This window comes from Ruegeria sp. CDSA077 (assembly GCF_059612265.1).
On the sequence record NZ_JBXWQG010000013.1, the window covers coordinates 1 to 20,185 of the forward strand.

Below are 20,185 nucleotides of genomic sequence, written 5' to 3' on the forward strand. Positions count from 1 at the left end.
CAGCCCGCAAAATCAACCAACTTCCCACCCAACTCAACATGCAAACCATGCAAAGGCGTGCGCTTAATATCCGTCATTTCAGGTACCTTTCGATCAGCGGGACTGGTCACGAACTACCATGACGGTGCAATGCGCATTGCGCACCACGCGTGCCAGGTTCGGACCAATTTCATAATTCGGGAAATCGCCCTTGGTCGACGCCATGACGATCAGGTCGAAGCCCTCTTTGTGAGCGAACTTCAGAATTTCGCGATAGACGCTGCCCTCTTGGACATGGACAGCTACGCCAGCAGCGCCACAATTGTCCAAAATGGTCTGAACCGCGTTACGCACATGTTCTCTGGCACCCGCGCCATAATTGGCAGGCAGGTTCGGAAGCTGGATGATCTCGGGGATGACGGCGACCGCGTGCAGTTCGGCACCGTAGAATTTCGCCTGTTCCAATGCGACCGGCAATGCCTGTTTCCAGGAACGGTCGTCAGAGTGATCAATCGGCAGCAGGATTTTCGTGGCCATCACGCCTCTCCTCGAGATAGGAATTCTGTTTCAAGTCGGGGGGCCGGAATGGCCCCCCGTAGGTTTTCAGTGCCCGGATTATTCGGCAGGCGTGCCGCCCGGCTCTTCGGACTTGCCACCGGAGGCAAAGAACTCTTTCGTCAATTTGAAGACGATTGGGCTCAGCAATGCCAAAGCGATTAGGTTCGGGATAGCCATCATGGCGTTCAGCGTATCTGCAAGCAGCCAGATAAAGCCCAGATCCGCGGTTGCGCCGAAGTAGATCATGATAATCCACAAGACGCGGTATGGCACCAAAGATTTCACACCCAACAGGAACTCGACGCATTTTTCGCCATAGAACGACCAACCGAGGATGGTGGTAAAGGCAAAGATCGACAGCGCGATGGCGATCAAGTAGCCACCAATGCCCGGCAACGACATTTCGAAGGCGGCCGAAGTCAACGCGGCACCGGATTCACCCGTGGTCCACGCACCTGAGGCGATGATTGCCAAACCGGTGATCGAGCAGACGATGATAGTGTCGATGAACGTTCCCAGCATCGCGATCAGGCCCTGGTTTACCGGACCTTTGGTTTCGGCTGCTGCGTGCGCGATCGGGGCGGAACCCAGACCGGCTTCGTTCGAAAAGACACCGCGTGCCACACCAAAGCGAATGGCGGCCCAAACGGCGGCGCCCGCAAAGCCACCTTCGGCGGCCGAGGGTGTGAAGGCGTAGGTGAAGACCAACGACACAGCATTGCCGATTTCACCGATATTGATCAACAGAACCAGCAGACCCGCGATGATATAGGCAATCGCCATGAACGGAACCAGTTTACCGGCAACGGCACCGATACGCGTGATACCACCCAAGATTACAGCGGCGGTCAGAACCATCAGCACCACACCGGTGACCGAGGTATTCAGGCCGAAATTGGCTTCGAGAACCTGTGCAACACCATTGGCTTGCACACCGTTGCCGATACCAAAGGCTGCAACTGCGCCGAACAGGGCAAATGCAACACCCAGCCAGGCCCATTTCGCACCCAGACCGTTCTTGATGTAGTACATCGGACCACCGACAAAGTTGCCCAGCTCGTCCTTCTCACGGTATTTCACCGCCAGAACAGCCTCGGCATATTTGGTGGCCATGCCCACCAGGGCGGTCATCCACATCCAGAACAAAGCGCCCGGACCGCCCAGGAAGACAGCAGTAGCCACACCGGCGATGTTACCCGTACCAATGGTCGCCGACAGCGACGTCATCAGTGCGTTGAACGGGCTGATCTGCCCATCGCCCTGACTTTCTCGACCGGCGAACAGCAGCTTAAAGCCCGTGCCGATACGCAGGATCGGCATGAATTTCAGCCCCACCTGCAGGAAGAAGCCAACGCCAAGAATGAGGACCAGCATCAGCGGCCCCCACACGACGCCATTGATGGCCCCTACGATTGAATTTAACGCTTCCATGGTATTCCTCCCTAGCGCGTTTGGATTATGCCCCGGCAGCAATCGCCCGTTGGCGAGCTTGCTTGAGGGCGGCAAAGTCTTCGTCCGCGTGGAACGACGAACGGGTCAGCGGCGTGGCTGACACGTGCAGAAAGCCCTTTGAGCGTGCGATCTGCTCAAGCTGGGCGAATTCTTCCGGTGTCCAGAACCGGTCAATCGGGTGATGTTTTGCGGTCGGCTGCAGATATTGCCCCACTGTCAGAAAATCGACTTGAGCCGCGCGCAGATCGTCCATGACCTGACGCACGTCATTCAGGCTCTCGCCCAGGCCAACCATCAAGCCGGATTTGGTAAAGATCTCGGGGTTGGCGCGCTTGGCATCGTCCAACAGACGCAGCGAAGTGTAATACCGCGCGCCCGGACGCACCGTGGGATACAGATGCGGAACCGTTTCGAGATTGTGATTGAATACGTCGGGGGCGGCCGCAAATACCAGATCGGCCGCGTCCCCTTTGCCCAGAAAGTCGGGGGTCAGAACTTCTACCGTTGTGCCGGGATTCTGGTGGCGCACAGCACGGATGGTTTGGGCAATATGTTCAGCGCCGCCATCAGCCAGATCATCCCGGTCAACCGAGGTGATCACGACATGACGCAGGCCCAGCTTTTTCACCGCAACGGCCACACGGCCGGGTTCGAACTGGTCCAGAGCGTCGGGGCGGCCAGTGGCAACGTTGCAGAAGGAACAGCCGCGGGTACAGACCTCGCCCATGATCATCATGGTGGCGTGGCGCTTGGACCAGCATTCGCCGATATTTGGGCAAGCAGCCTCTTCGCAAACGGTAGCCAGATTATGGTCACGCATCAGGCGGCGGGTTTCGTAATATTCTGAGCTTTCAACCCGTTTCTTCCGAATCCATTTCGGTTTACGCGGAATGACACTGTCAGCCTTTTTGGCTTTTTCCGGGTGGCGAGGTCGAAGCTGGATGGTCATCTGGCTGATCCTCGTTAAGCGTGAATCGCACGGCCCAGGGCGTCAAGGCAGGCCTCTTTGACCGCCTCGCCCATGGCAGGGTGCGCATGACAGGTTGCGGCAACTTCAGCAACTGTTGCGCCTTTGGTCATGGCCAGAACCAGCTCGGCAATCAGGTCGCCGCCATGCGCGCCGCAGATATGCGCGCCCAGGATTTGACCGTCATCGCCAGCCAGAACCTTGACCGCACCATCCGTTTCACCGGCCGAACGCGCCCGAGAATTGGCCATGAAGGCGAACTTGCCGACCGCGTAGTCAGTGCCAGCCTCTTTCAGCGCCTCCTCGGTCAAACCGACCGAGGCGACCTCGGGGTCGGTGTAAACCACGCCCGGAACGGTGTTGTAATCCACATGCCCGGCCTGACCGGCCAGGATTTCGACACAGGCGACGCCGTCTTCTTCGGCCTTATGCGCCAGCATAGGTCCGGGCACACAATCACCAATCGCATAGATACCGGGCACCGAGGTCTGGAACGCTCCATCGACCTCGATAAAACCGCGTTGGTTGATGGCAACGCCCAGATCTTCCAACCCCAGTCCGCGCGTCACAGGGCGGCGGCCTACAGCGATCAGGACCTTGTCGGCCTCGATCACTTCTTCCTTGTCCTTGCCAACTCGGTCCACGATCAGGGACAGGCCCGCGTCGGTTTTCCCGACCGATTTCAACGCCCTGCCCAGTTGGAATTTCAGCCCGCGCTTTGACAGGGCGCGCTGTGCCAGCTTGGCGATCTCTCCATCAATGCCGGGCAGAACACGGTCGAGATATTCAACCACCGTGACTTTGGCACCCAGACGCGCCCAGACCTGACCCAGTTCCAATCCGATGACACCGGCACCGATCACCACCAGATGATCCGGCACGGTGTCCAGCGCAATCGCCCCGGTTGAGCTGAGGATATCTTGCTCGTCAATCTCAATCCCCGGCAGCGAGGTCGGCTCGGACCCGGTGGCGATCAGGATGTTCTTTGCCTCATGGATCGTGTCGCCGACCTGAACCTGCCCTGCAGCCGGAATACTGGCCCAACCTTCGATCAGGTCGATACCGTTCTTTTTGAACAGGAATCCGATCCCTTTGGTCAGGTCACCAACGATCTTGTCCTTGCGCCCCATCATCGCGCCGATGTCGATGCTGGCCCCCTCGACCTCAATGCCATGGGAGGAGAGATGGCTGATCTCGGCATATTTGGCCGAGGAGGTCAGCAACGCTTTGGAGGGTATGCACCCCACATTCAGACAGGTCCCGCCAAGAGCACCCCGCCCCTCGACGCAAGCGACATTCATGCCCAGCTGAGCGGCACGAATGGCCGCTACATATCCGCCGGGGCCACCGCCAATAACGATCAGGTCATAGGTGCTCATGATTTAACCTCAATAGATCGGATGGCTCGCGCACAGGGCGCGGACTTTTTCACGAGTTTCTTTTTCGACGGTCGCATCCCCGTCAGAAGACTGAGCCAAAGCGTCCAGCACGTTGCCAATCAGATGACCGATCGTCGTAAACTCTTCGGGGCCAAATCCACGGCTGCATCCGGCAGCGGTGCCCAGACGAATACCACTGGTAATCGTTGGCTTTTGCGGATCGCCGGGAACACTGTTTTTGTTGCAAGTAAAACCTGCACGCTCAAGCGCGGCTTCGGCATCTTTGCCGGTCACGCCGATGGGGCGCAGATCGACCAACATCAGATGGTTCTCGGTTCCGCCAGAAACGATGTCACAGCCTCGCGCCATCATCACATTCGCCAAAGCCGCCGCGCTGTCGACTACGCGCTGCATGTAGGTTTTGAACTCAGGCTTCAAAGCTTCACCAAAGGCTACGGCCTTGCCCGCGATCACATGCATCAGCGGGCCACCCTGCAGACCCGGAAACACAGCCGAGTTGATCTTTTTGGCCAGTGTTTCATCATTGGTCAGGATGATCCCGCCGCGTGGTCCACGTAGGGTCTTATGAGTGGTCGACGTCACCACATGAGCGTGCCCAACAGGCGACGGATGCAGCCCAGTCGCCACCAGCCCCGCGATATGCGCCATATCTGCCAGCAGCCAGGCCCCAACCTTGTCAGCGATTGCCCGAAAGCGCGCAAAGTCGATTTTCTGCGAATAGGCCGATGCGCCCGCGATGATCAGCTTGGGCTTCTCAGCTTCTGCCAATGCCTCGACCTGATCATAATCAATCAGCCCGGCATCGTTCAGACCGTATTGCACCGGACGGAACCATTTGCCCGATTGCGCGGGTTTCGCGCCGTGGGTCAGGTGCCCGCCAGCATCCAGCGACATTCCCAGTATCGTGTCACCGGGGCTAAGCAGCGCCAGCTTGACCGCTCCATTCGCCTGAGCGCCGGAATGAGGTTGTACGTTTGCGTATTCGCACCCAAACAGTTTCTTCAACCGCTCGATAGCTTCGGATTCGACCTCGTCGACATATTCGCAGCCACCGTAATACCGGCGACCGGGATACCCTTCGGCGTATTTGTTGGTCAGCACAGACCCCTGCGCATCAATCACCGCCTGCGAGACGATGTTTTCAGATGCGATCAGTTCGATCTGATCCGCCTGACGGGCACCCTCACGGGAAATCGACGCAGAGATTACCGGATCGGCCTCAGCCAGCGACGTTTTAAACATGGTCTCCTCCCACGGTTCCGAATCCAAATTGTGAAACTTTGTTTCCTATAGTGGAATTTTCACCCTTAAGGCAACATTTTTCTTACAATGGTGAATTTGATTTTGATTGGAAATTATGCAAGCATCGATAAAACAGGGGGATTTCACGTGGCAGAAGAGAATTTAACGGATGTTTCCGGAATGGACGATCAGGACGAGGGTATGGCTCTGGGCCGCTCGATCCGCGACGCGCGCCGTGCAAAAGGCTGGACATTGGAAGAAGCCGGTCGTGCTGCCGGGATCGGTCGATCAACCCTGTCAAAAATCGAAAACAACCAGACAAAGCCCAGCTTTGATATTGTTCGGCGGCTCACACAGGCGCTTGACCTCAGTACACCGCAGCTGTTTCTACAGTCCGGTCAATCGGGTATATCAGGCCGTCGCGATTATACGCCCAAGGGCGACGGTGAGATCAAGGACACCTCCACATATATCCATGAGTTGCTGTGTTCAGAGCTGACCAGCAAACGGATGCTGCCCTATATCGCGACAATCAAGGCGCGCGACATTTCCGAATTTGAAAACTGGATTCGCCATTCTGGAGAAGAGTTCATGTTTGTCCTCAGCGGAGAGCTGACTTTTGTGTCGGAACACTACCGTCCACTGCCGATGAAAGCCGGGGACTCGCTCTATTATGACAGTGGAATGGGGCACGGCTGTATTTCAACCAGTACCGAAGATGCCCGTGTGCTTTGGGTATCGCTGGAATAGCCCGCTAATAGAGTGACGTCACCCAACTTGCGAAAACCTGTACCTCGATGCGGTCTTCAGCGCCTTTGCGTTTAACCAGATAGTGCGAAGGCTGAATGGGCAGGCGGTAATCAAAGGGTGCCACCAGCAAACCCTGCTTAATGTACTCATGGGCAAAGCTCTCTAATACCATGGCCGCGCCCTGCCCCGCCGTGACGGCCTGCAGGGCCAAAAGTGACGAATCCATTCGAAGCGTTCTGGAGGGCGCGCCCAAATTGAGCGTGTATTGATCGGACAATCTCATCCAGTCATTCTCGGACCCTTTGATTGTGACGACCCGGCCCTGAGCCAGATTTTGAATGCTCAGATCTGCGCCAAAAGATGCCGCATAATCGGGATGGCAGACCGGCACCGCACATTCATGGCCCAGATGCGAGACGATCCCGTCATCCCAGTCACCATAGCCGAACCGGATATCAATATCGCTTTCTTCCTCGCCAAAGCGGTTCGCCCAGACGAATGTGGAGAGGTCCACTTTGATGTCAGGATGCAGGTTTTCAAACTCAGCCAGTCTTGGTGCGATTACCAGCCCCGCACATGAGATGGAGGCCCGTATTTTGACCACCCGCCTGCGGGAATTGGTGAAAAGGCCGCTGGTTGCGTCTCTTAACTCGGAAAACGTCTTTTGAACCGGCATCGCATAGGCCCGCCCGATTTCGGTCAGGGCAACCCCGCGCGGCAAGCGTTCGAACAGGGATACGTTTAGATGCTTCTCTAACAACCGTATCTGCTGACTGATGGCGGCTGATGTCAGCCCCAGTTCTTCTGCTGCCGCAGAGAAACTGTTGTGACGCGCGGCAACTTCAAAAGCCCGCAACCAGGTGACATGGGGCAGTTTCGCCATTTCTTACCTTCAATGAAAATTATGCCTAATGGATAATATACATTGTTTGTATTGACAATCATTGCGTGCAAATCATGGGGCCAATTACCCAGAACGGTTCGAGATGACGCAGACCTTCGACTATATCATCGTGGGCGCCGGATCTGCCGGCTGCGTGCTGGCAAACAAGCTGAGCGCGTGTGGCAGCCATAAAGTATTGCTGATAGAAGCCGGTGGAACCGATCGCCGTTTCTGGATCAATGTACCGCTGGGATACGGCAAAACCTTCAACGATCCCAAGGTGAACTGGTGTTACTCTGCCCAGGCTGATCCAGGGTTGAACAACCGTCAGGCCTATTGGCCGCGCGGGCGGGTTATTGGCGGATCAAGCTCGATCAACGCCATGGCATATTTGCGAGGCCTCTCGCATGATTTTGATGACTGGGCCAAGGCAGGCGCAGAGGGTTGGAACTGGGAAACAGTACGCCAGACATATGAGGCGATCGAGACCCATGTCGAAAGAGGCCAAACACCTTCCTCCGAGGGCGGCCCTCTCGTGGTCAGCGATGTCAGTGAGGGCATGCACCCGTTTTCGCGCCACTTTCTGGAGGCCTCACGGCAGATGGGCTGGCATATTTCTGACAATCTGAACGGTCAGGACGCCGAAGGGATGATGAGGCTGCGCAGTACTGTCAAAAATGGTCGTCGCTGGTCATCAGCAGCCGCGTTCCTGCACCCCGCCCTGAAACGTGGTAATCTACGGGTGGTATCCAATGCTCTGGTGCAGAACGTCATTCTGGATCAAGGCAAAGCCACCGGTGTTCGCTATCGTGTCGGGGGTCAAATGGCCGAGGCCATGGCGACCCGTGAAGTTATCCTATCTGCCGGAGCCGTAAACTCGCCACAGCTCTTGCAGCTTTCAGGGATCGGGCCTGCGAACCTGTTGAAAAGGCACGGCATCAAAGTGCGCCATAACCTGTCGCAGGTTGGACAGGGATTGCAGGATCATCTTGGCATATCCCATTTCTTTCATGCGACCGAGCCGACATTGAATAATACGCTTGGCAATCGGTTGGGACAGATGTTGTCCGGTATTCGTTATCTGTTGACCCGCAGCGGGCCACTCAGCGTCCCCGTCAACCAGGTCAGCGGCTTTGTGCGTTCGGACGAAACCGCCGAATTTGCTGATATGCAAATCTATTGCAATCCGATGTCCTATAAGACCGACACCAAAGGACAACCCGGCATTGATACCGAAGCAGGCTTTCTTCTCTGCGCCCAGCCCTGCAGGCCGACAAGCAGAGGGGAGATCAACATCCGTTCGGCAGATCCCATGGATGCACCCGCCATCCAACCAAACTCTCTCTCCACAAACCATGACTGCGACATGGCTATCAAAGCGGGTCGGCTGTTACAGAAGCTGGCGCAGACTGAGGCGATCCGCAGTGTTACGCGGACCAGGATAGAACCAGATGTTACGCGGATGAATGACGACCAGATGTTAGAGAATTTCCGCGCCAACGCCGGAACTATATTTCATCCAAGCTGTACATGTCGCATGGGGACATCGGGACAGGATTCAGTTCTGGATTCTCGACTGCGGGTTCATGGGGTGGCAGGCCTTAGGGTGGTCGACGCGTCCTCGTTTCCAAGCATCACCTCAGGCAACACCAATGCGCCTGTGATGATGCTGGCCGCGCGCGGCGCGGACCTCATTCTGGAAGATGCCACAAAGCGCATGAACGCTTGAAGCAGAGGGAAAGAAGACCATCTTACAGAATATTTGGCCTGGAAAGAGGCCTCATTCCCTGATCAGGAAAAATGCAACGCATAGACGTTGTTCAAATACTTCTGATCGTCGATCTGAAAGTGGGTCTCTCCAATGAACTCAAAACCCTTGGCCAGATAGAACTTGATGGCCGAGGCGTTTTCAGCATTGGTCATCAGCCAGACCAAATCTGCCCCCTGATCCCGGCAATGTTCCAGCGCGGCTGCCAAAAGACGACTTCCGATACCTTTTCCGTGATGGCGCGGCTGGACGTAGAATGTCGATATCTCCATGCCCCACCACCCGGAAACAGGGGCGATGCGTGCAGGGGAAACACGGATGAACCCGTCAATCCCCTGATTATTGTCGGACACCAGAACTAATTCATCCGGGTTTTGAATCTGTCCTAGGATTTTGCCTGGCGTAAATTCCGACAAGGCGAAATCCGCAAAAATCCCACTGACACCATGTTTGAGGTAGGTTCCGATCCAAACCTCAATCGAGATGGCAGCGATACTGGAGGCATCTGACTTTTCTGCAGTTCGCAATGCCAAGGCGCTTAAGTATTAAACAAGAAGTGCATCACATCGCCATCCTTGACGACATAGCCCTTGCCTTCGGCGCGCATCTTGCCTGCCTCTTTGGCGCCCTGCTCTCCATTTGCCGAAACATAGTCGTCATACGCGATCGTTTCAGCACGGATGAAACCCTTTTCGAAATCGCCATGGATGACGCCAGCTGCCTGCGGCGCGGCGGTGCCGGTGCGGATGGTCCAGGCGCGGGCCTCTTTCGGGCCGACGGTGAAATAGGTTTCCAGCTTCAGCAGGTCGTAGCCTGCGCGGATCAGACGGTCGAGACCTGGCTCTTCCAGCCCCATTTCCTCGAGGAACATCTGCGCTTCGTCCTCTTCCAGCAGGCTAATCTCTTCTTCGATCTTGGCACTGATAATGACGTGCGAGTTGCCTTGCGCTGCGGCCATTTCAGCCACACGGGCTGAATATTCATTGCCCTCGGCGGCCTCTTCTTCCGAGACATTGCAGACATAGAGAACCGGTTTGGTGGTCAGCAGTTGCAGCATTTTCCACGCCTTATCGTCTTCGTCGCTAACTTCGACCAGACGCGCGGGTTTGCCGTCTTCCAGCATGGCCTGCGCTTCGGCAAGCAAACGTTCCTGTTGCTGTGCCTCTTTGTCGTTGCCCTTCAGCTTGCGCACCAGATTGGCACGGCGCTTTTCGATACTTTCCAGATCGGCCAGCATCAGTTCGGTCTCAATCGTATCGGCATCCGCCACGGGATCGACGCGGCCATCGACATGGGTCACATCACCATCTTCGAAGCAGCGCAACACATGAGCGATGGCGTCAGTCTCACGGATGTTGGCCAGAAACTGGTTGCCCAACCCCTCGCCCTTTGACGCGCCCTTTACCAGGCCCGCGATATCCACAAACGTCATTCGCGTCGGGATGATCTGCTTTGAACTTGCAATCGCCGCCAGCTTGTCCAGCCGGTCATCGGGCACCGCCACATCGCCCACATTGGGTTCAATGGTGCAGAACGGGAAATTCGCCGCCTGAGCAGCCGCTGTCTTGGTCAGCGCATTGAAGAGAGTCGACTTGCCCACATTCGGCAAACCCACGATTCCCATTTTAAAGCCCATCTCGGCCTCCTGAAGCGATACGACGGCGTCTTCTATTCACGTCCGGGCAAATGCGCAACCCGGACGGCGGCAACAGGTCGAGTCCCAGTTGCAACATCACTTATCTGTTAATCAAACGTGTACTTCGAATACTTGATTTTGCCACTGCCACGTCACCAACTGACAGGGAGTTGAGAAAACTAAGAAGTACCGAGATGAAAACACTTTTCTTAATGAGCACTTTGCTGGCCACCACGACCATGGCACACGGGCAGTCCATCGTATTGGGAGCAGGATATGCGGATTTCACCCACACCAGCAGCAATGATCAGGCGGTCGTGTCACTGGAATATCAGCACAGCCCGTTTCACGAAGCCACGCGCCTCAGTGCTGGCTGGGGTGTGGCCCTGACGGTGGATGCAGATTCCGACACGCATATTGGCGCCGGTTTGGTCGGTCTCTATACGATCTCTGATCGGTGGTTCGTAGAGGCCAGCGTGATGCCTGGTTACTACAACGCCTCAAATGATGACAATGATCTCGGCGGAAATTTCCAGATCCGCAGCCTTTTCGGTTTTGGATATGCCCTGGAAAACGGAAACAAGCTCTCGCTGGCCATCACCCATAATTCGAACGCGAGCACGGACAGTTTCAATCCCGGCGTCAACTCAGTGTTCATGCGTTATCACTACGGGTTCTGAAGCAATCTGGCCCGGCGGGATTGATTTCCGGGCAAAGTTTCTGCACATCAGGTTCAAATCCGTATGCAAGGACCGCAGATGACCCGTATCGACGCCAAGTTCGCCGCCCTCAAGGCCGAGGGCAAAAAGGCCTTCGTATCCTACATCATGGCCGGTGACCCCGATTTCGACACCTCGCTTGAGATCGTCAGGGGCTTGCCCGGTGCCGGTGTCGACGTGATCGAACTTGGGCTGCCGTTCACCGACCCGATGGCGGATGGTCCGACCATCCAGGCAGCAGGACAACGCGCCCTAGAGGGTGGGATGACCCTGCAACGCACACTGGATCTTGCACGTGCTTTTCGGGAAACGGATGATACAACGCCTATTGTGCTAATGGGGTATTACAATCCCATCTACAGCCGCGGTGTGGAAAGGTTTCTGGCGGACGCTACTGAGGCTGGCATCGACGGCCTGATCGTCGTTGACCTGCCCCCCGAAGAAGATGACGAACTTTGTCTGCCTGCACAGGCGGCTGGATTGAACTTTATCCGCCTCGCCACGCCGACAACGGATGACAAACGGCTTCCGCGCGTTCTTCAGAACACTTCGGGATTTGTGTATTACGTCTCGATCACGGGGATCACAGGCGCAGCCGAAGCCCAGGCCACGAATGTAGGCCCCGAGGTCTCTCGGATCAAATCCGCCACGGATTTGCCAGTAATCGTGGGCTTTGGAATCAATACCCCGGAAAAATCGCGGGCAATCGCAACTGTTGCCGATGGCGCTGTGGTCGGCTCGGCCATTGTCAGCCAGATCGCCGCCGGGAAGTCGGTTGGTGAAGTTCTGGATTTTGTCAAATCGCTGGCAGATGGGGCACATTCGGCCTGATCCAACGACCAGTTTCGCAATCTTGACCGCAGTCGGCGCAACCCGGCTGCGGTTTTTCTATTGCACCTAATGTTGCGCACGGAAACGTGGCGTTGCGAGGCTTTCAAAAAATTGGTAAAGAAAAAGAACCAATCTTTCGAAAGCCGCATCTCATGCCCGTCATCACCAATATCCAAGACCTCAAACACATCTATGAACGACGCGTCCCGCGCATGTTCTTTGACTATGCCGAAAGCGGCAGCTGGACCGAGCAGACCTTTCGCGACAACAGCTCGGATTTCGAAGATATCCGCCTGCGCCAGCGAGTAGCGGTTGATATGACCGGGCGCACGACGGCGTCGCAGATGATCGGACAGGATGTTACCATGCCTGTTGCCCTTGCCCCCGTTGGTCTGACCGGCATGCAGCACGCGGATGGTGAGATCAAAGCCGCCAAAGCAGCCGAGGCTTTTGGCGTCCCCTTTACCCTGTCCACGATGTCAATCAATTCTATCGAGGAGGTGGCCGAGAACACCACTGCGCCCTTCTGGTTCCAACTCTACACCATGAAGGATCAGGACTATGTCTCTCGTCTGATCCAACGCGCCAAGGATGCAAAATGTTCGGCCCTTGTGATCACCCTGGACTTGCAAATACTCGGGCAGCGCCACAAGGACCTAAAGAATGGTCTGTCCGCGCCGCCAAAGCTGACGCCCAAGACCATCGCCAATCTGATGACAAAATGGGCCTGGGGCATCGAAATGTTAGGCGCCAAACGGCGGAACTTCGGCAATATTGTTGGCCATGTTGATAATATCACTGATACAAGATCGCTGGGCACATGGACGGCGGAACAATTCGACACCAGCCTGGATTGGGGCAAGGTTGAAAAGCTGATGAACCAATGGGGCGGCAAGGTGATCCTCAAGGGTATCCTGGATTCCGAGGATGCCAAGATGGCCGCCAAGCTGGGCGCCGATGCCATCGTGGTTTCAAACCACGGCGGACGCCAGTTGGACGGGGCGCTCAGTTCCATTCGTGTCCTGCCCGAGATTATGGACGCTGTCGGGAACGACATCGAAGTGCATCTGGACAGTGGCATCCGATCTGGCCAGGACGTTCTGAAAGCTCTGGCACTTGGCGCGAAGGGCACCTTTATCGGGCGCGCCTTTGTTTACGGTCTTGGCGCAATGGGCCAGAAAGGCGTGACCACGGCACTTGAGATCATTCAGAAAGAACTTGATACGACCATGGCGCTTTGCGGTGAACGCAATGTGAGCGATCTGGGCCGGCACAATTTGCTTGTCCCGAAAGACTTCGGAGGGAGCTGGACAGATTGATCGCGCGCATGGGGGCTCTGTCCTTGTCGCCGTTTGGCCGCCTCCCCCGAGATATTTAGAGCCAGTTGAAGAAAGGATTCCCTGCTTCATCTGGCCGAAAATACCTCGGAGCGCGAGACAGAGCCTCGCAAAATTGACGAGCTGCAAAAACCCCTTTCCAAACTCAATGAATCAAGCTAAGGACGCGGCTTCACGCGGGTATACAGCCTTGGAGGATACCCGCCCTAACATTGGAGAAATATCATGGCTGGAGAGATTCCTGATCTCGTAGCTCTGGAACGGACGGGGACAGGCAAGGGCGCCGCTCGTCAGGCACGCCGCGACGGCATGGTTCCGGGCATTGTTTTTGGTGGCGACAAAGAGCCGCTGCCGATCCAGATCCCGTTCAACGAACTGTTCAAGCGCCTGAAAGCGGGCCGGTTCAAGTCGACATTGTGGAACCTGAAGGTTGAAGGCCAAGAAGACGTTCGCGTCATCTGCCGCGACGTTCAGCGTGACGTTGTCAAAGACCTGCCGACCCACCTGGACCTGATGCGCCTGCGTCGGACCACCAAGATCGCACTGTTTATTCCGGTTGATTTCATCAACGAGGAAGAGGCCCCCGGCATCAAGAAAGGCGGCGTTCTGACCGTTGTCCGTCCTGAGGTCGAGCTGATGTGTACCGCTGGTGAGATTCCTGAGAAGATCACCGTTGATCTGACCGGTCTGAACATCAACGACGTTGTCACCATCTCGTCGGTCGATCTGCCTGCTGGCACCAAGCCGACCATCGACCGTGACTTTGTGATCGCCAACATCTCGGCGCCAACCGGCCTGGCTACAAGCGATGACGAAGAGGGCGAAGAGGGTGATGTTGCACCCGATGAAGTCGAAGTCGTCGGAAGCGAAGAAGAATAAGGCCGGACCCAAAGTTTCGGTTTTTGTGACGGGGCCCCATTGGGGTCCCGTTTTCTTTTGCCCGTTGGGCTGGAAAATCGGCCCCAATCCGTGCCATCAACCAGTTGCGATATCGCGCTTGAGACAAGGACATGACGATGAAGCTGTTTGTCGGCCTGGGGAATCCAGGATCAAAATATGCTCGTAACCGGCACAATATCGGCTTTATGGCCGTTGACCGGATTGCCGAGGATTGCGGTTTTGGTCCTTGGAAATCCAAATTTCAGGCCGAAATCGCCGAAGGGCGGCTGGGTCATGAAAAGGTTTTGCTGATCAAGCCTCAGACCTTCATGAACCGGTCGGGCCAATCGGTGGGCGAGGCGATGCGGTTCTACAAACTGGATTCAACGGATGTCACCGTCTTTCACGATGAACTGGATTTGGCCCCCGGCAAGGTTCGCGTCAAAGCGGGCGGAGGCCATGCGGGCCATAACGGGCTACGCTCGATCCATGAACATATCAGCCCAGCCTATGATCGGGTGCGCCTTGGGGTCGGGCATCCGGGCCGCAAAGAATTGGTATCGCCTTATGTATTGGGTGATTTTGCAAAGGCCGACGCTGACTGGCTGGAAGATGTTCTGCGCGGCGTTGCAGATGGCGCGGGGCACCTGGCCAATGGTGACGGCGGTAAGTTCATGAATGCCGTTGCCCTGCGGACGGCGCCTCCGCGTTCGTCCAAATCGCCGTCCGAGCCGCCCAAACCAACCGCCCAGACCATGGCAGAACCTGCCGAGGACAACAGGTCGGCCATGCAGAAGCTGATGGACAAGTTCAAATAGCGCGCTCTGCTGTTGCCCCTACGTCCGGATTGCGGAATTTACCCGGGCAGGCTCCAATACCGGCAATCATGGGAGGCGACAGATGAGAGCTTTGTTTAAATGGGTGCTGCGTATCGCGCTGATGCTTGTGCTGGCAGCCGCCGTTGTCGGGTTCTGGAAACGCGAGGAAATTCAACGCTTGATGGCGGTGAACTCATTGTTTTCCCCCGAAAAGATCGTTCACAACTTCTCGCATATGGATGCAGCTTTCAAAACCGTCAACTTGCCGCGCGGGGATGGGGCCACATGGGAATTGCCTTACGGGCCCGGGTTTGACCTGCCAGCAGGCACGGATCAATGGATCGAAGACCGGTCGGTCACATCCTTGCTTGTGATGCAGGGCGGGCAGATCCGGTTTGAGGAATACTATCTGGGCACCACACCAGACGATCGACGCATTTCGTGGTCGGTTGCCAAAAGCTATCTTTCTGCATTGTTCGGCATATTGCTGGACGAAGGCGCAATCGCCTCATTGGACGATCCTGTCGTGCAATACGTGCCTAAACTAAAAGGCACGGCCTATGATGGCACGACGATCCGCAACGTGTTGAACATGGCCAGCGGTGTGACCTTCAACGAGGATTATCTGGATTACAATTCTGACATCAACCGGATGGGTCGAGTGGTCGCCTTAGGCCGAGAACTGGACGATTTCGCCGCCTCGCTGCAGGACAGTTTCGCAACACCCGGAGAAACCTGGAAATACGTGTCAATCGACACCCATGTTATCGGTATGGTGGTCCGAGGAGCAACCGGTCGCAGCGTGGCCGAACTGCTTACAGAGCGCATTGTACAGCCGCTTGGGCTGGAGCGGGATGGCTATTACGTGACCGACGGGGCCGGAGTTGCCTTTGTTCTGGGGGGCTTGAATTTCACCACCCGCGACTATGCGCGTTTCGGTCAGATGATCCTGCAAAACGGGGTTCATGATGGGCAGCAACTAGTACCGGCTGAATGGATCGCCGCTTCGGTCCTGCCCAGTGCCCCGACCGCATCGGGCAAGATCGGCTATGGATATCAGTGGTGGATTCCCGTGGGCGCGCATGAGGGCGAGTTCATGGCCCGCGGCGTCTATGGTCAGTATATCTATTTCGACCAGCCGCGCGGGGTGCTGATCGTGTCCACCGGGGCCGATCGCAAGTTTCGAGACCCTGGCGTGAATGAGATCAACATAGAAATGTTCCGCAAGATTGCGCAAAGCCTGTAAGATGCTCTTATGCAGAAACAGGAAAGCATAAATGTTCTGGGGGGCGTGCTCGCCCCTTGCTCCCGCGATCCGCTGACTGGGTTCTTTCGCGATGGCGCCTGCAATACCTGCCCCGAGGATCAGGGCAGCCACACGGTTTGCGCGGTAATGACGGTCGAGTTTCTGGCCTATTCGAAATATGTCGGCAATGACCTCAGCACGCCGCGCCCCGAGTTTAATTTTCCCGGGCTGCGCGCCGGTGACAGCTGGTGTTTATGTGCGGGTCGCTTCCTGCAAGCCCATGACGAAGGATGCGCGCCCAAGGTTCATCTTGAGGCGACACATCAACGGGCGCTGGACATCGTGCCTCTGCGCATTCTCAACCAACACGCGGTTCAGGACTAGGCAGACCGGCCCGGGATCACCCGGACCGGCCCTTATTCGGGATCAATCCCGCAATTTCACAAGGTCAGACATCAGACCCTCGGTTCCGTTATGAACCGTCAGCCGCTCGACCTTGCCGGCGATGGTTTCCAGCGCTTCCAGCTCTTTCAGTCGCAGCATCACCGGGTTTTCCGCCATCACTTTCGCGGTGTTCAGCAAAGACCGCGTGGCGTTGGTTTCTTCCCTCCGCCGGATGACGTTTGCCTCGGCCTGTTTCTCGGCCGCGACCACGGCGGTCAGGATTTCGCGCATCTCGCCGGGCAGGATGACGTCTTTCAACGCGATCTCACCCACTTCGATGCCGATCCCGGCCATTTGTGTCCGCACCCGATCCGCAGCCTCGGTGTCAACGCCCACCTTCTCGGCAAGTAGCCGGTCAAGCGTCATCGACCCAAGGGTCTTCCGGAACGCCAGTTGCAGGGCCCGGTGCAGGGCCTGATCAAAATCCTTCACCGCCCCCATCGCCTTGACCGGATCGACGACCCGGTAATCGGCGCTGAGGTTGACCCGGATGGTCACCCGGTCCTTGGTCAGTATCTCTTGACCCGTTACCTCATGGGTTCGTTGCCGCAGGTCGATCTGCTTGACCTCGACGTTCCGGCCCACCTTCCAGAAGGCATGAGCGCCGGGGTTCAGCCGATCCACCAGCACGCCATCCACCGTCAGCAAACCGACATGCCCTTCGGCAATCTCGACCCGCGTCAGGTGCATCTGCAGCCCTACCCGAACCAGCCGCTGCGCGACCGCTTTGTGCACAACCATGGACTCGGTCAGCGCGTGTTGCTCAACGGCCCAGGGGCCGGCATCCTTCCAAACTAGCGCCCGTACTTCGGGAATCAGCACTCGAGCGGGCACGCCATCCCGAAGCAGAACCAGAACCTCGTCGGGCCCTGCCCGAAACTCGGTCAGGTGCGCCTCGGCCAGTTCGAGCCGGTTCTGCATCAGCGCCCGCTCATAGGGCGACACGAAAAAGAGAGCCTCCAGATCGTGCAGCTCGGTCAGCACATCCCTGCGTGGCAGCCGGTGTTTCCCGGGGCCGAGGATGGTGTCAATTACCCCCTTGCGCAAAACCAGCATCCGCTGGGTCTCGGTCAGGGTCAGCCGTTGATGACCGGTCAGCCGGTCGATCAGATCTTGGAATAGTATCATTTCATTTCTCCTTTTCATCTCGCTCTATCGTCGTCGCAAAAGCGAACTCCTTTTCATGTTTTCAGTGGGTTGCACCCCGATTGGGTGACAGGTGTGAAGCCTTCGGATAAAGGCTGTGAAAGACCGGGCATCCCCCGCGCCGTGCCCTTTTGCGAGAGGGTCAGAGAGAGGGGCGCGGGACCAATGCGCCGCCTGTTCCCAAGGGATCAAGCGGGGCGTCAATCCGGCGACACCGTCATCTGCCCTCCGGCCCAAGACCAGAGCAGCGAAGACCCCTGCCCCGCCCGACCAAAGCCTGACGTAGCGCGGTGCCACCCCTGCTGGGGAACACTCGGATCTTAATGATTTGGACCGTTTTCACGGACCGGCGTTGAAGGCCGGTGCTGACCTAACAGCGTTTGTTCAAATGGCGGGACTCGAACCCGCTACACATCGATTAACAGTCGATTGCTCTAACCAGAATGAGCTACATTTGGAGCTTTGGAAGGAGTCGAACCTTCGCTCACAGACTTGCCATCTGCCGCTCTTCCACCTGAGCTACAAAGCATGTACCAATCCCCGGTTTCGGCCCTGGCATACGGTTTCGGCAGCGCCGTCCGCACCGAGAGAGTGATCACCTCTGCTCGCTAGGGTCCGGCCCGTTTTGACCGGTAACGGCGGGTTTAGGCGAAGAGGCAGGATTCGCTCAATGATATTCTGAGAGGTGGAAATGCACCTGTGGCGGGTGCGCAACAAAATTACCCAGCTGCGCAACATTCGAAAAGCCGCAGGCTGGAAACCAAAGCTGCACACCGTTCAAAGGCACACAGCTTTTGTCAGAAATTTCAAATTTTACCGCCTGGTCAATCGGCGCTGCGACCTTCGGTATCCGACATGTCGAAGTTCAGATATTTCGCCACGGTCTGAACATCCTTGTCACCACGTCCACACATATTCATGCAGATCAGGTGATCCTTGGGCAGATCCGGCGCGATCTTCATCACATGAGCCAGCGCATGGCTAGGTTCAAGCGCCGGGATGATGCCTTCGGTTGCACAGCAAAGCTGGAACGCCTCAAGCGCCTCTTTGTCGGTGATCGACACATATTGCGCGCGGCCGATATCATTAAGCCATGAATGTTCAGGGCCAATGCCCGGGTAATCCAGACCAGCCGAGATCGAGTATCCTTCGAGGATTTGCCCGTCATCATCCTGCAGCAGATAGGTGCGGTTGCCATGCAGAACACCCGGGCGGCCGCCGGTCAGCGAGGCGCAATGTTCCATCTTGTCGTTCACGCCCTTACCACCGGCTTCGACACCGATGATGTTGACGGATTTATCATCCAGGAACGGATAGAACAGACCCATTGCGTTCGATCCACCACCGATGGCGGCGATGAGCGTGTCGGGTAAACGGCCCTCAGCCTTGTGCATCTGTTCCTTTGCTTCCTTGCCGATGATCGACTGAAAGTCGCGCACCATCGCCGGATACGGGTGCGGGCCAGCAACTGTACCGATGCAATAAAAAGTATCGCGCACGTTGGTCACCCAGTCACGTAACGCATCGTTCATCGCGTCTTTCAATGTGCCACGACCTGACGTCACAGGGATCACTTCGGCCCCCAGCAAGCGCATGCGGAACACGTTCGGGGCCTGTCGCTGCACATCATGCGCGCCCATATAGACCACGCATTTCAAACCGAACTTGGCGCAAACGGTGGCTGTGGCCACGCCATGCTGCCCTGCGCCGGTCTCAGCAATGATCCGGGTCTTGCCCATGCGCCGCGCCAGAATGATCTGGCCCAATACGTTATTGATCTTGTGCGCGCCGGTGTGGTTCAGCTCATCGCGCTTCAGATAGATTTTGGCGCCACCCAGATGCTCGGTCAGGCGCTCGGCATAATATAATGGCGAGGGGCGTCCCACATAGTTGGCCCACAGATCGTCCATCTCGGCCCAAAATGTGGCATCGTCCTTGGCCTTTTCATATTCCTCTTCCAGCGCCAGGATCAGCGGCATCAGCGTTTCGCTGACAAAACGCCCGCCGAAAATGCCGAAACGGCCCTGCTCGTCTGGGCCGGACATGAAGGAATTGAAAAGATCGTTGGCCATGGGTGTCTCCATCGTCGTACCCGTTGTTCATAGGAGGTAGCGGCGGGATTTGCCATGA

The 20,185-nt window shown here is 56.7% G+C and carries 19 protein-coding genes and 1 tRNA gene; 9 read left to right on the forward strand and 11 right to left on the reverse strand.

What is annotated here, in order from left to right:
• Window positions 1-93: 93 nt before the first annotated feature.
• The 5 genes from AC2FLE_RS18080 to glyA all read right to left on the reverse strand — a co-directional run bounded on the left by AC2FLE_RS18080 (window position 94) and on the right by glyA (window position 5,598).
• Window positions 94-516, reverse strand: a complete 423-nt coding sequence (locus AC2FLE_RS18080; RefSeq protein ID WP_496698765.1) for a universal stress protein — start codon at window positions 514-516, stop codon at window positions 94-96.
• 78 nt (window positions 517-594) lie between these two features.
• Entirely contained in the window at window positions 595-1,968 is a 1,374-nt protein-coding gene (locus AC2FLE_RS18085; RefSeq protein ID WP_282022286.1) for an alanine/glycine:cation symporter family protein, read from the reverse strand.
• A gap of 25 nt (window positions 1,969-1,993) precedes the next feature.
• Entirely contained in the window at window positions 1,994-2,938 is a 945-nt protein-coding gene (lipA, locus tag AC2FLE_RS18090) for a lipoyl synthase (protein ID WP_496692962.1), read from the reverse strand.
• A gap of 14 nt (window positions 2,939-2,952) precedes the next feature.
• Entirely contained in the window at window positions 2,953-4,335 is a 1,383-nt protein-coding gene (gene lpdA, locus AC2FLE_RS18095) for a dihydrolipoyl dehydrogenase (RefSeq protein WP_496698767.1), read from the reverse strand.
• Window positions 4,336-4,344: 9 nt separating this feature from the next.
• A complete protein-coding gene (gene glyA, locus AC2FLE_RS18100; protein WP_496692960.1) occupies window positions 4,345-5,598 on the reverse strand; it encodes a serine hydroxymethyltransferase in 1,254 nt (417 codons plus the stop codon).
• Window positions 5,599-5,778: 180 nt separating this feature from the next.
• Here glyA and AC2FLE_RS18105 point away from each other — a divergent pair, with 180 nt between their 5' ends.
• Entirely contained in the window at window positions 5,779-6,348 is a 570-nt protein-coding gene (locus AC2FLE_RS18105) for a helix-turn-helix domain-containing protein (protein ID WP_496698867.1), read from the forward strand.
• Window positions 6,349-6,352: 4 nt separating this feature from the next.
• On the opposite strand, the gene AC2FLE_RS18110 is transcribed toward AC2FLE_RS18105, so the two are convergent.
• The gene (locus AC2FLE_RS18110; RefSeq protein WP_496698769.1) at window positions 6,353-7,231 is read right to left on the reverse strand and encodes a LysR substrate-binding domain-containing protein; all 879 of its coding nucleotides are present in this window, start codon (window positions 7,229-7,231) and stop codon (window positions 6,353-6,355) included.
• A 103-nt stretch (window positions 7,232-7,334) separates the two neighbouring features.
• Here AC2FLE_RS18110 and AC2FLE_RS18115 point away from each other — a divergent pair, with 103 nt between their 5' ends.
• Window positions 7,335-8,960, forward strand: a complete 1,626-nt coding sequence (locus AC2FLE_RS18115) for a GMC family oxidoreductase (RefSeq protein ID WP_496698771.1) — start codon at window positions 7,335-7,337, stop codon at window positions 8,958-8,960.
• A 62-nt stretch (window positions 8,961-9,022) separates the two neighbouring features.
• Here the strand turns inward: AC2FLE_RS18115 and AC2FLE_RS18120 are convergent, their stop codons facing one another.
• Both AC2FLE_RS18120 and ychF read right to left on the reverse strand, forming a co-directional pair.
• Window positions 9,023-9,526, reverse strand: a complete 504-nt coding sequence (locus AC2FLE_RS18120) for a GNAT family N-acetyltransferase (RefSeq protein ID WP_496698773.1) — start codon at window positions 9,524-9,526, stop codon at window positions 9,023-9,025.
• Between the two features lie 11 nt (window positions 9,527-9,537).
• Window positions 9,538-10,635, reverse strand: a complete 1,098-nt coding sequence (gene ychF / locus AC2FLE_RS18125) for a redox-regulated ATPase YchF (protein ID WP_281995894.1) — start codon at window positions 10,633-10,635, stop codon at window positions 9,538-9,540.
• Between the two features lie 194 nt (window positions 10,636-10,829).
• Between ychF and AC2FLE_RS18130 the strand changes: the two genes are divergently transcribed.
• The 7 genes from AC2FLE_RS18130 (at window position 10,830) to AC2FLE_RS18160 (ending at window position 16,849) form a co-directional block, all read left to right on the forward strand.
• Entirely contained in the window at window positions 10,830-11,315 is a 486-nt protein-coding gene (locus tag AC2FLE_RS18130; RefSeq protein WP_496698775.1) for an acyloxyacyl hydrolase, read from the forward strand.
• A 78-nt stretch (window positions 11,316-11,393) separates the two neighbouring features.
• Entirely contained in the window at window positions 11,394-12,185 is a 792-nt protein-coding gene (trpA, locus tag AC2FLE_RS18135; RefSeq protein ID WP_142639469.1) for a tryptophan synthase subunit alpha, read from the forward strand.
• Window positions 12,186-12,337: 152 nt separating this feature from the next.
• Complete coding sequence (locus tag AC2FLE_RS18140; RefSeq protein WP_496698777.1) at window positions 12,338-13,504, forward strand: alpha-hydroxy acid oxidase; 1,167 nt, start codon at window positions 12,338-12,340, stop codon at window positions 13,502-13,504.
• 243 nt (window positions 13,505-13,747) lie between these two features.
• On the forward strand, window positions 13,748-14,401 hold the full coding sequence (locus tag AC2FLE_RS18145) for a 50S ribosomal protein L25/general stress protein Ctc (protein WP_142639464.1): 654 nt from the start codon (window positions 13,748-13,750) through the stop codon (window positions 14,399-14,401).
• 137 nt (window positions 14,402-14,538) lie between these two features.
• Window positions 14,539-15,219: an aminoacyl-tRNA hydrolase gene (pth, locus tag AC2FLE_RS18150; RefSeq protein WP_496698869.1), complete on the forward strand. Its 681-nt coding sequence runs from the start codon at window positions 14,539-14,541 to the stop codon at window positions 15,217-15,219.
• A gap of 82 nt (window positions 15,220-15,301) precedes the next feature.
• Window positions 15,302-16,465: a serine hydrolase domain-containing protein gene (locus AC2FLE_RS18155; RefSeq protein ID WP_496692952.1), complete on the forward strand. Its 1,164-nt coding sequence runs from the start codon at window positions 15,302-15,304 to the stop codon at window positions 16,463-16,465.
• Between the two features lie 9 nt (window positions 16,466-16,474).
• Window positions 16,475-16,849, forward strand: a complete 375-nt coding sequence (locus AC2FLE_RS18160; protein WP_142639459.1) for a DUF2237 family protein — start codon at window positions 16,475-16,477, stop codon at window positions 16,847-16,849.
• Between the two features lie 42 nt (window positions 16,850-16,891).
• On the opposite strand, the gene AC2FLE_RS18165 is transcribed toward AC2FLE_RS18160, so the two are convergent.
• The 3 genes from AC2FLE_RS18165 to trpB all read right to left on the reverse strand — a co-directional run bounded on the left by AC2FLE_RS18165 (window position 16,892) and on the right by trpB (window position 20,127).
• On the reverse strand, window positions 16,892-18,037 hold the full coding sequence (locus AC2FLE_RS18165; protein WP_496698780.1) for a slipin family protein: 1,146 nt from the start codon (window positions 18,035-18,037) through the stop codon (window positions 16,892-16,894).
• A gap of 401 nt (window positions 18,038-18,438) precedes the next feature.
• Window positions 18,439-18,513 (reverse strand) — tRNA-Asn (locus AC2FLE_RS18170).
• Between the two features lie 366 nt (window positions 18,514-18,879).
• On the reverse strand, window positions 18,880-20,127 hold the full coding sequence (gene trpB, locus AC2FLE_RS18175) for a tryptophan synthase subunit beta (RefSeq protein ID WP_281973469.1): 1,248 nt from the start codon (window positions 20,125-20,127) through the stop codon (window positions 18,880-18,882).
• Window positions 20,128-20,185: the final 58 nt, after the last annotated feature.

Bases quoted from the DNA above. Each gene is read 5' to 3' on its own strand.
- AC2FLE_RS18110 (WP_496698769.1), bottom strand. From the start codon at position 7,231: ATGGCGAAACTGCCCCATGTCACCTGGTTGCGGGCTTTTGAAGTTGCC.
- AC2FLE_RS18160 (WP_142639459.1), top strand. From the start codon at position 16,475: ATGCAGAAACAGGAAAGCATAAATGTTCTGGGGGGCGTGCTCGCCCCT.
- glyA (WP_496692960.1), bottom strand. From the start codon at position 5,598: ATGTTTAAAACGTCGCTGGCTGAGGCCGATCCGGTAATCTCTGCGTCG.
- AC2FLE_RS18145 (WP_142639464.1), top strand. From the start codon at position 13,748: ATGGCTGGAGAGATTCCTGATCTCGTAGCTCTGGAACGGACGGGGACA.
- pth (WP_496698869.1), top strand. From the start codon at position 14,539: ATGAAGCTGTTTGTCGGCCTGGGGAATCCAGGATCAAAATATGCTCGT.
- AC2FLE_RS18105 (WP_496698867.1), top strand. From the start codon at position 5,779: ATGGACGATCAGGACGAGGGTATGGCTCTGGGCCGCTCGATCCGCGAC.
- AC2FLE_RS18080 (WP_496698765.1), bottom strand. From the start codon at position 516: ATGGCCACGAAAATCCTGCTGCCGATTGATCACTCTGACGACCGTTCC.
- ychF (WP_281995894.1), bottom strand. From the start codon at position 10,635: ATGGGCTTTAAAATGGGAATCGTGGGTTTGCCGAATGTGGGCAAGTCG.
- AC2FLE_RS18085 (WP_282022286.1), bottom strand. From the start codon at position 1,968: ATGGAAGCGTTAAATTCAATCGTAGGGGCCATCAATGGCGTCGTGTGG.
- AC2FLE_RS18130 (WP_496698775.1), top strand. From the start codon at position 10,830: ATGAAAACACTTTTCTTAATGAGCACTTTGCTGGCCACCACGACCATG.
- AC2FLE_RS18155 (WP_496692952.1), top strand. From the start codon at position 15,302: ATGAGAGCTTTGTTTAAATGGGTGCTGCGTATCGCGCTGATGCTTGTG.
- AC2FLE_RS18115 (WP_496698771.1), top strand. From the start codon at position 7,335: ATGACGCAGACCTTCGACTATATCATCGTGGGCGCCGGATCTGCCGGC.
- AC2FLE_RS18140 (WP_496698777.1), top strand. From the start codon at position 12,338: ATGCCCGTCATCACCAATATCCAAGACCTCAAACACATCTATGAACGA.
- trpA (WP_142639469.1), top strand. From the start codon at position 11,394: ATGACCCGTATCGACGCCAAGTTCGCCGCCCTCAAGGCCGAGGGCAAA.
- trpB (WP_281973469.1), bottom strand. From the start codon at position 20,127: ATGGCCAACGATCTTTTCAATTCCTTCATGTCCGGCCCAGACGAGCAG.
- AC2FLE_RS18165 (WP_496698780.1), bottom strand. From the start codon at position 18,037: ATGATACTATTCCAAGATCTGATCGACCGGCTGACCGGTCATCAACGG.
- lipA (WP_496692962.1), bottom strand. From the start codon at position 2,938: ATGACCATCCAGCTTCGACCTCGCCACCCGGAAAAAGCCAAAAAGGCT.
- lpdA (WP_496698767.1), bottom strand. From the start codon at position 4,335: ATGAGCACCTATGACCTGATCGTTATTGGCGGTGGCCCCGGCGGATAT.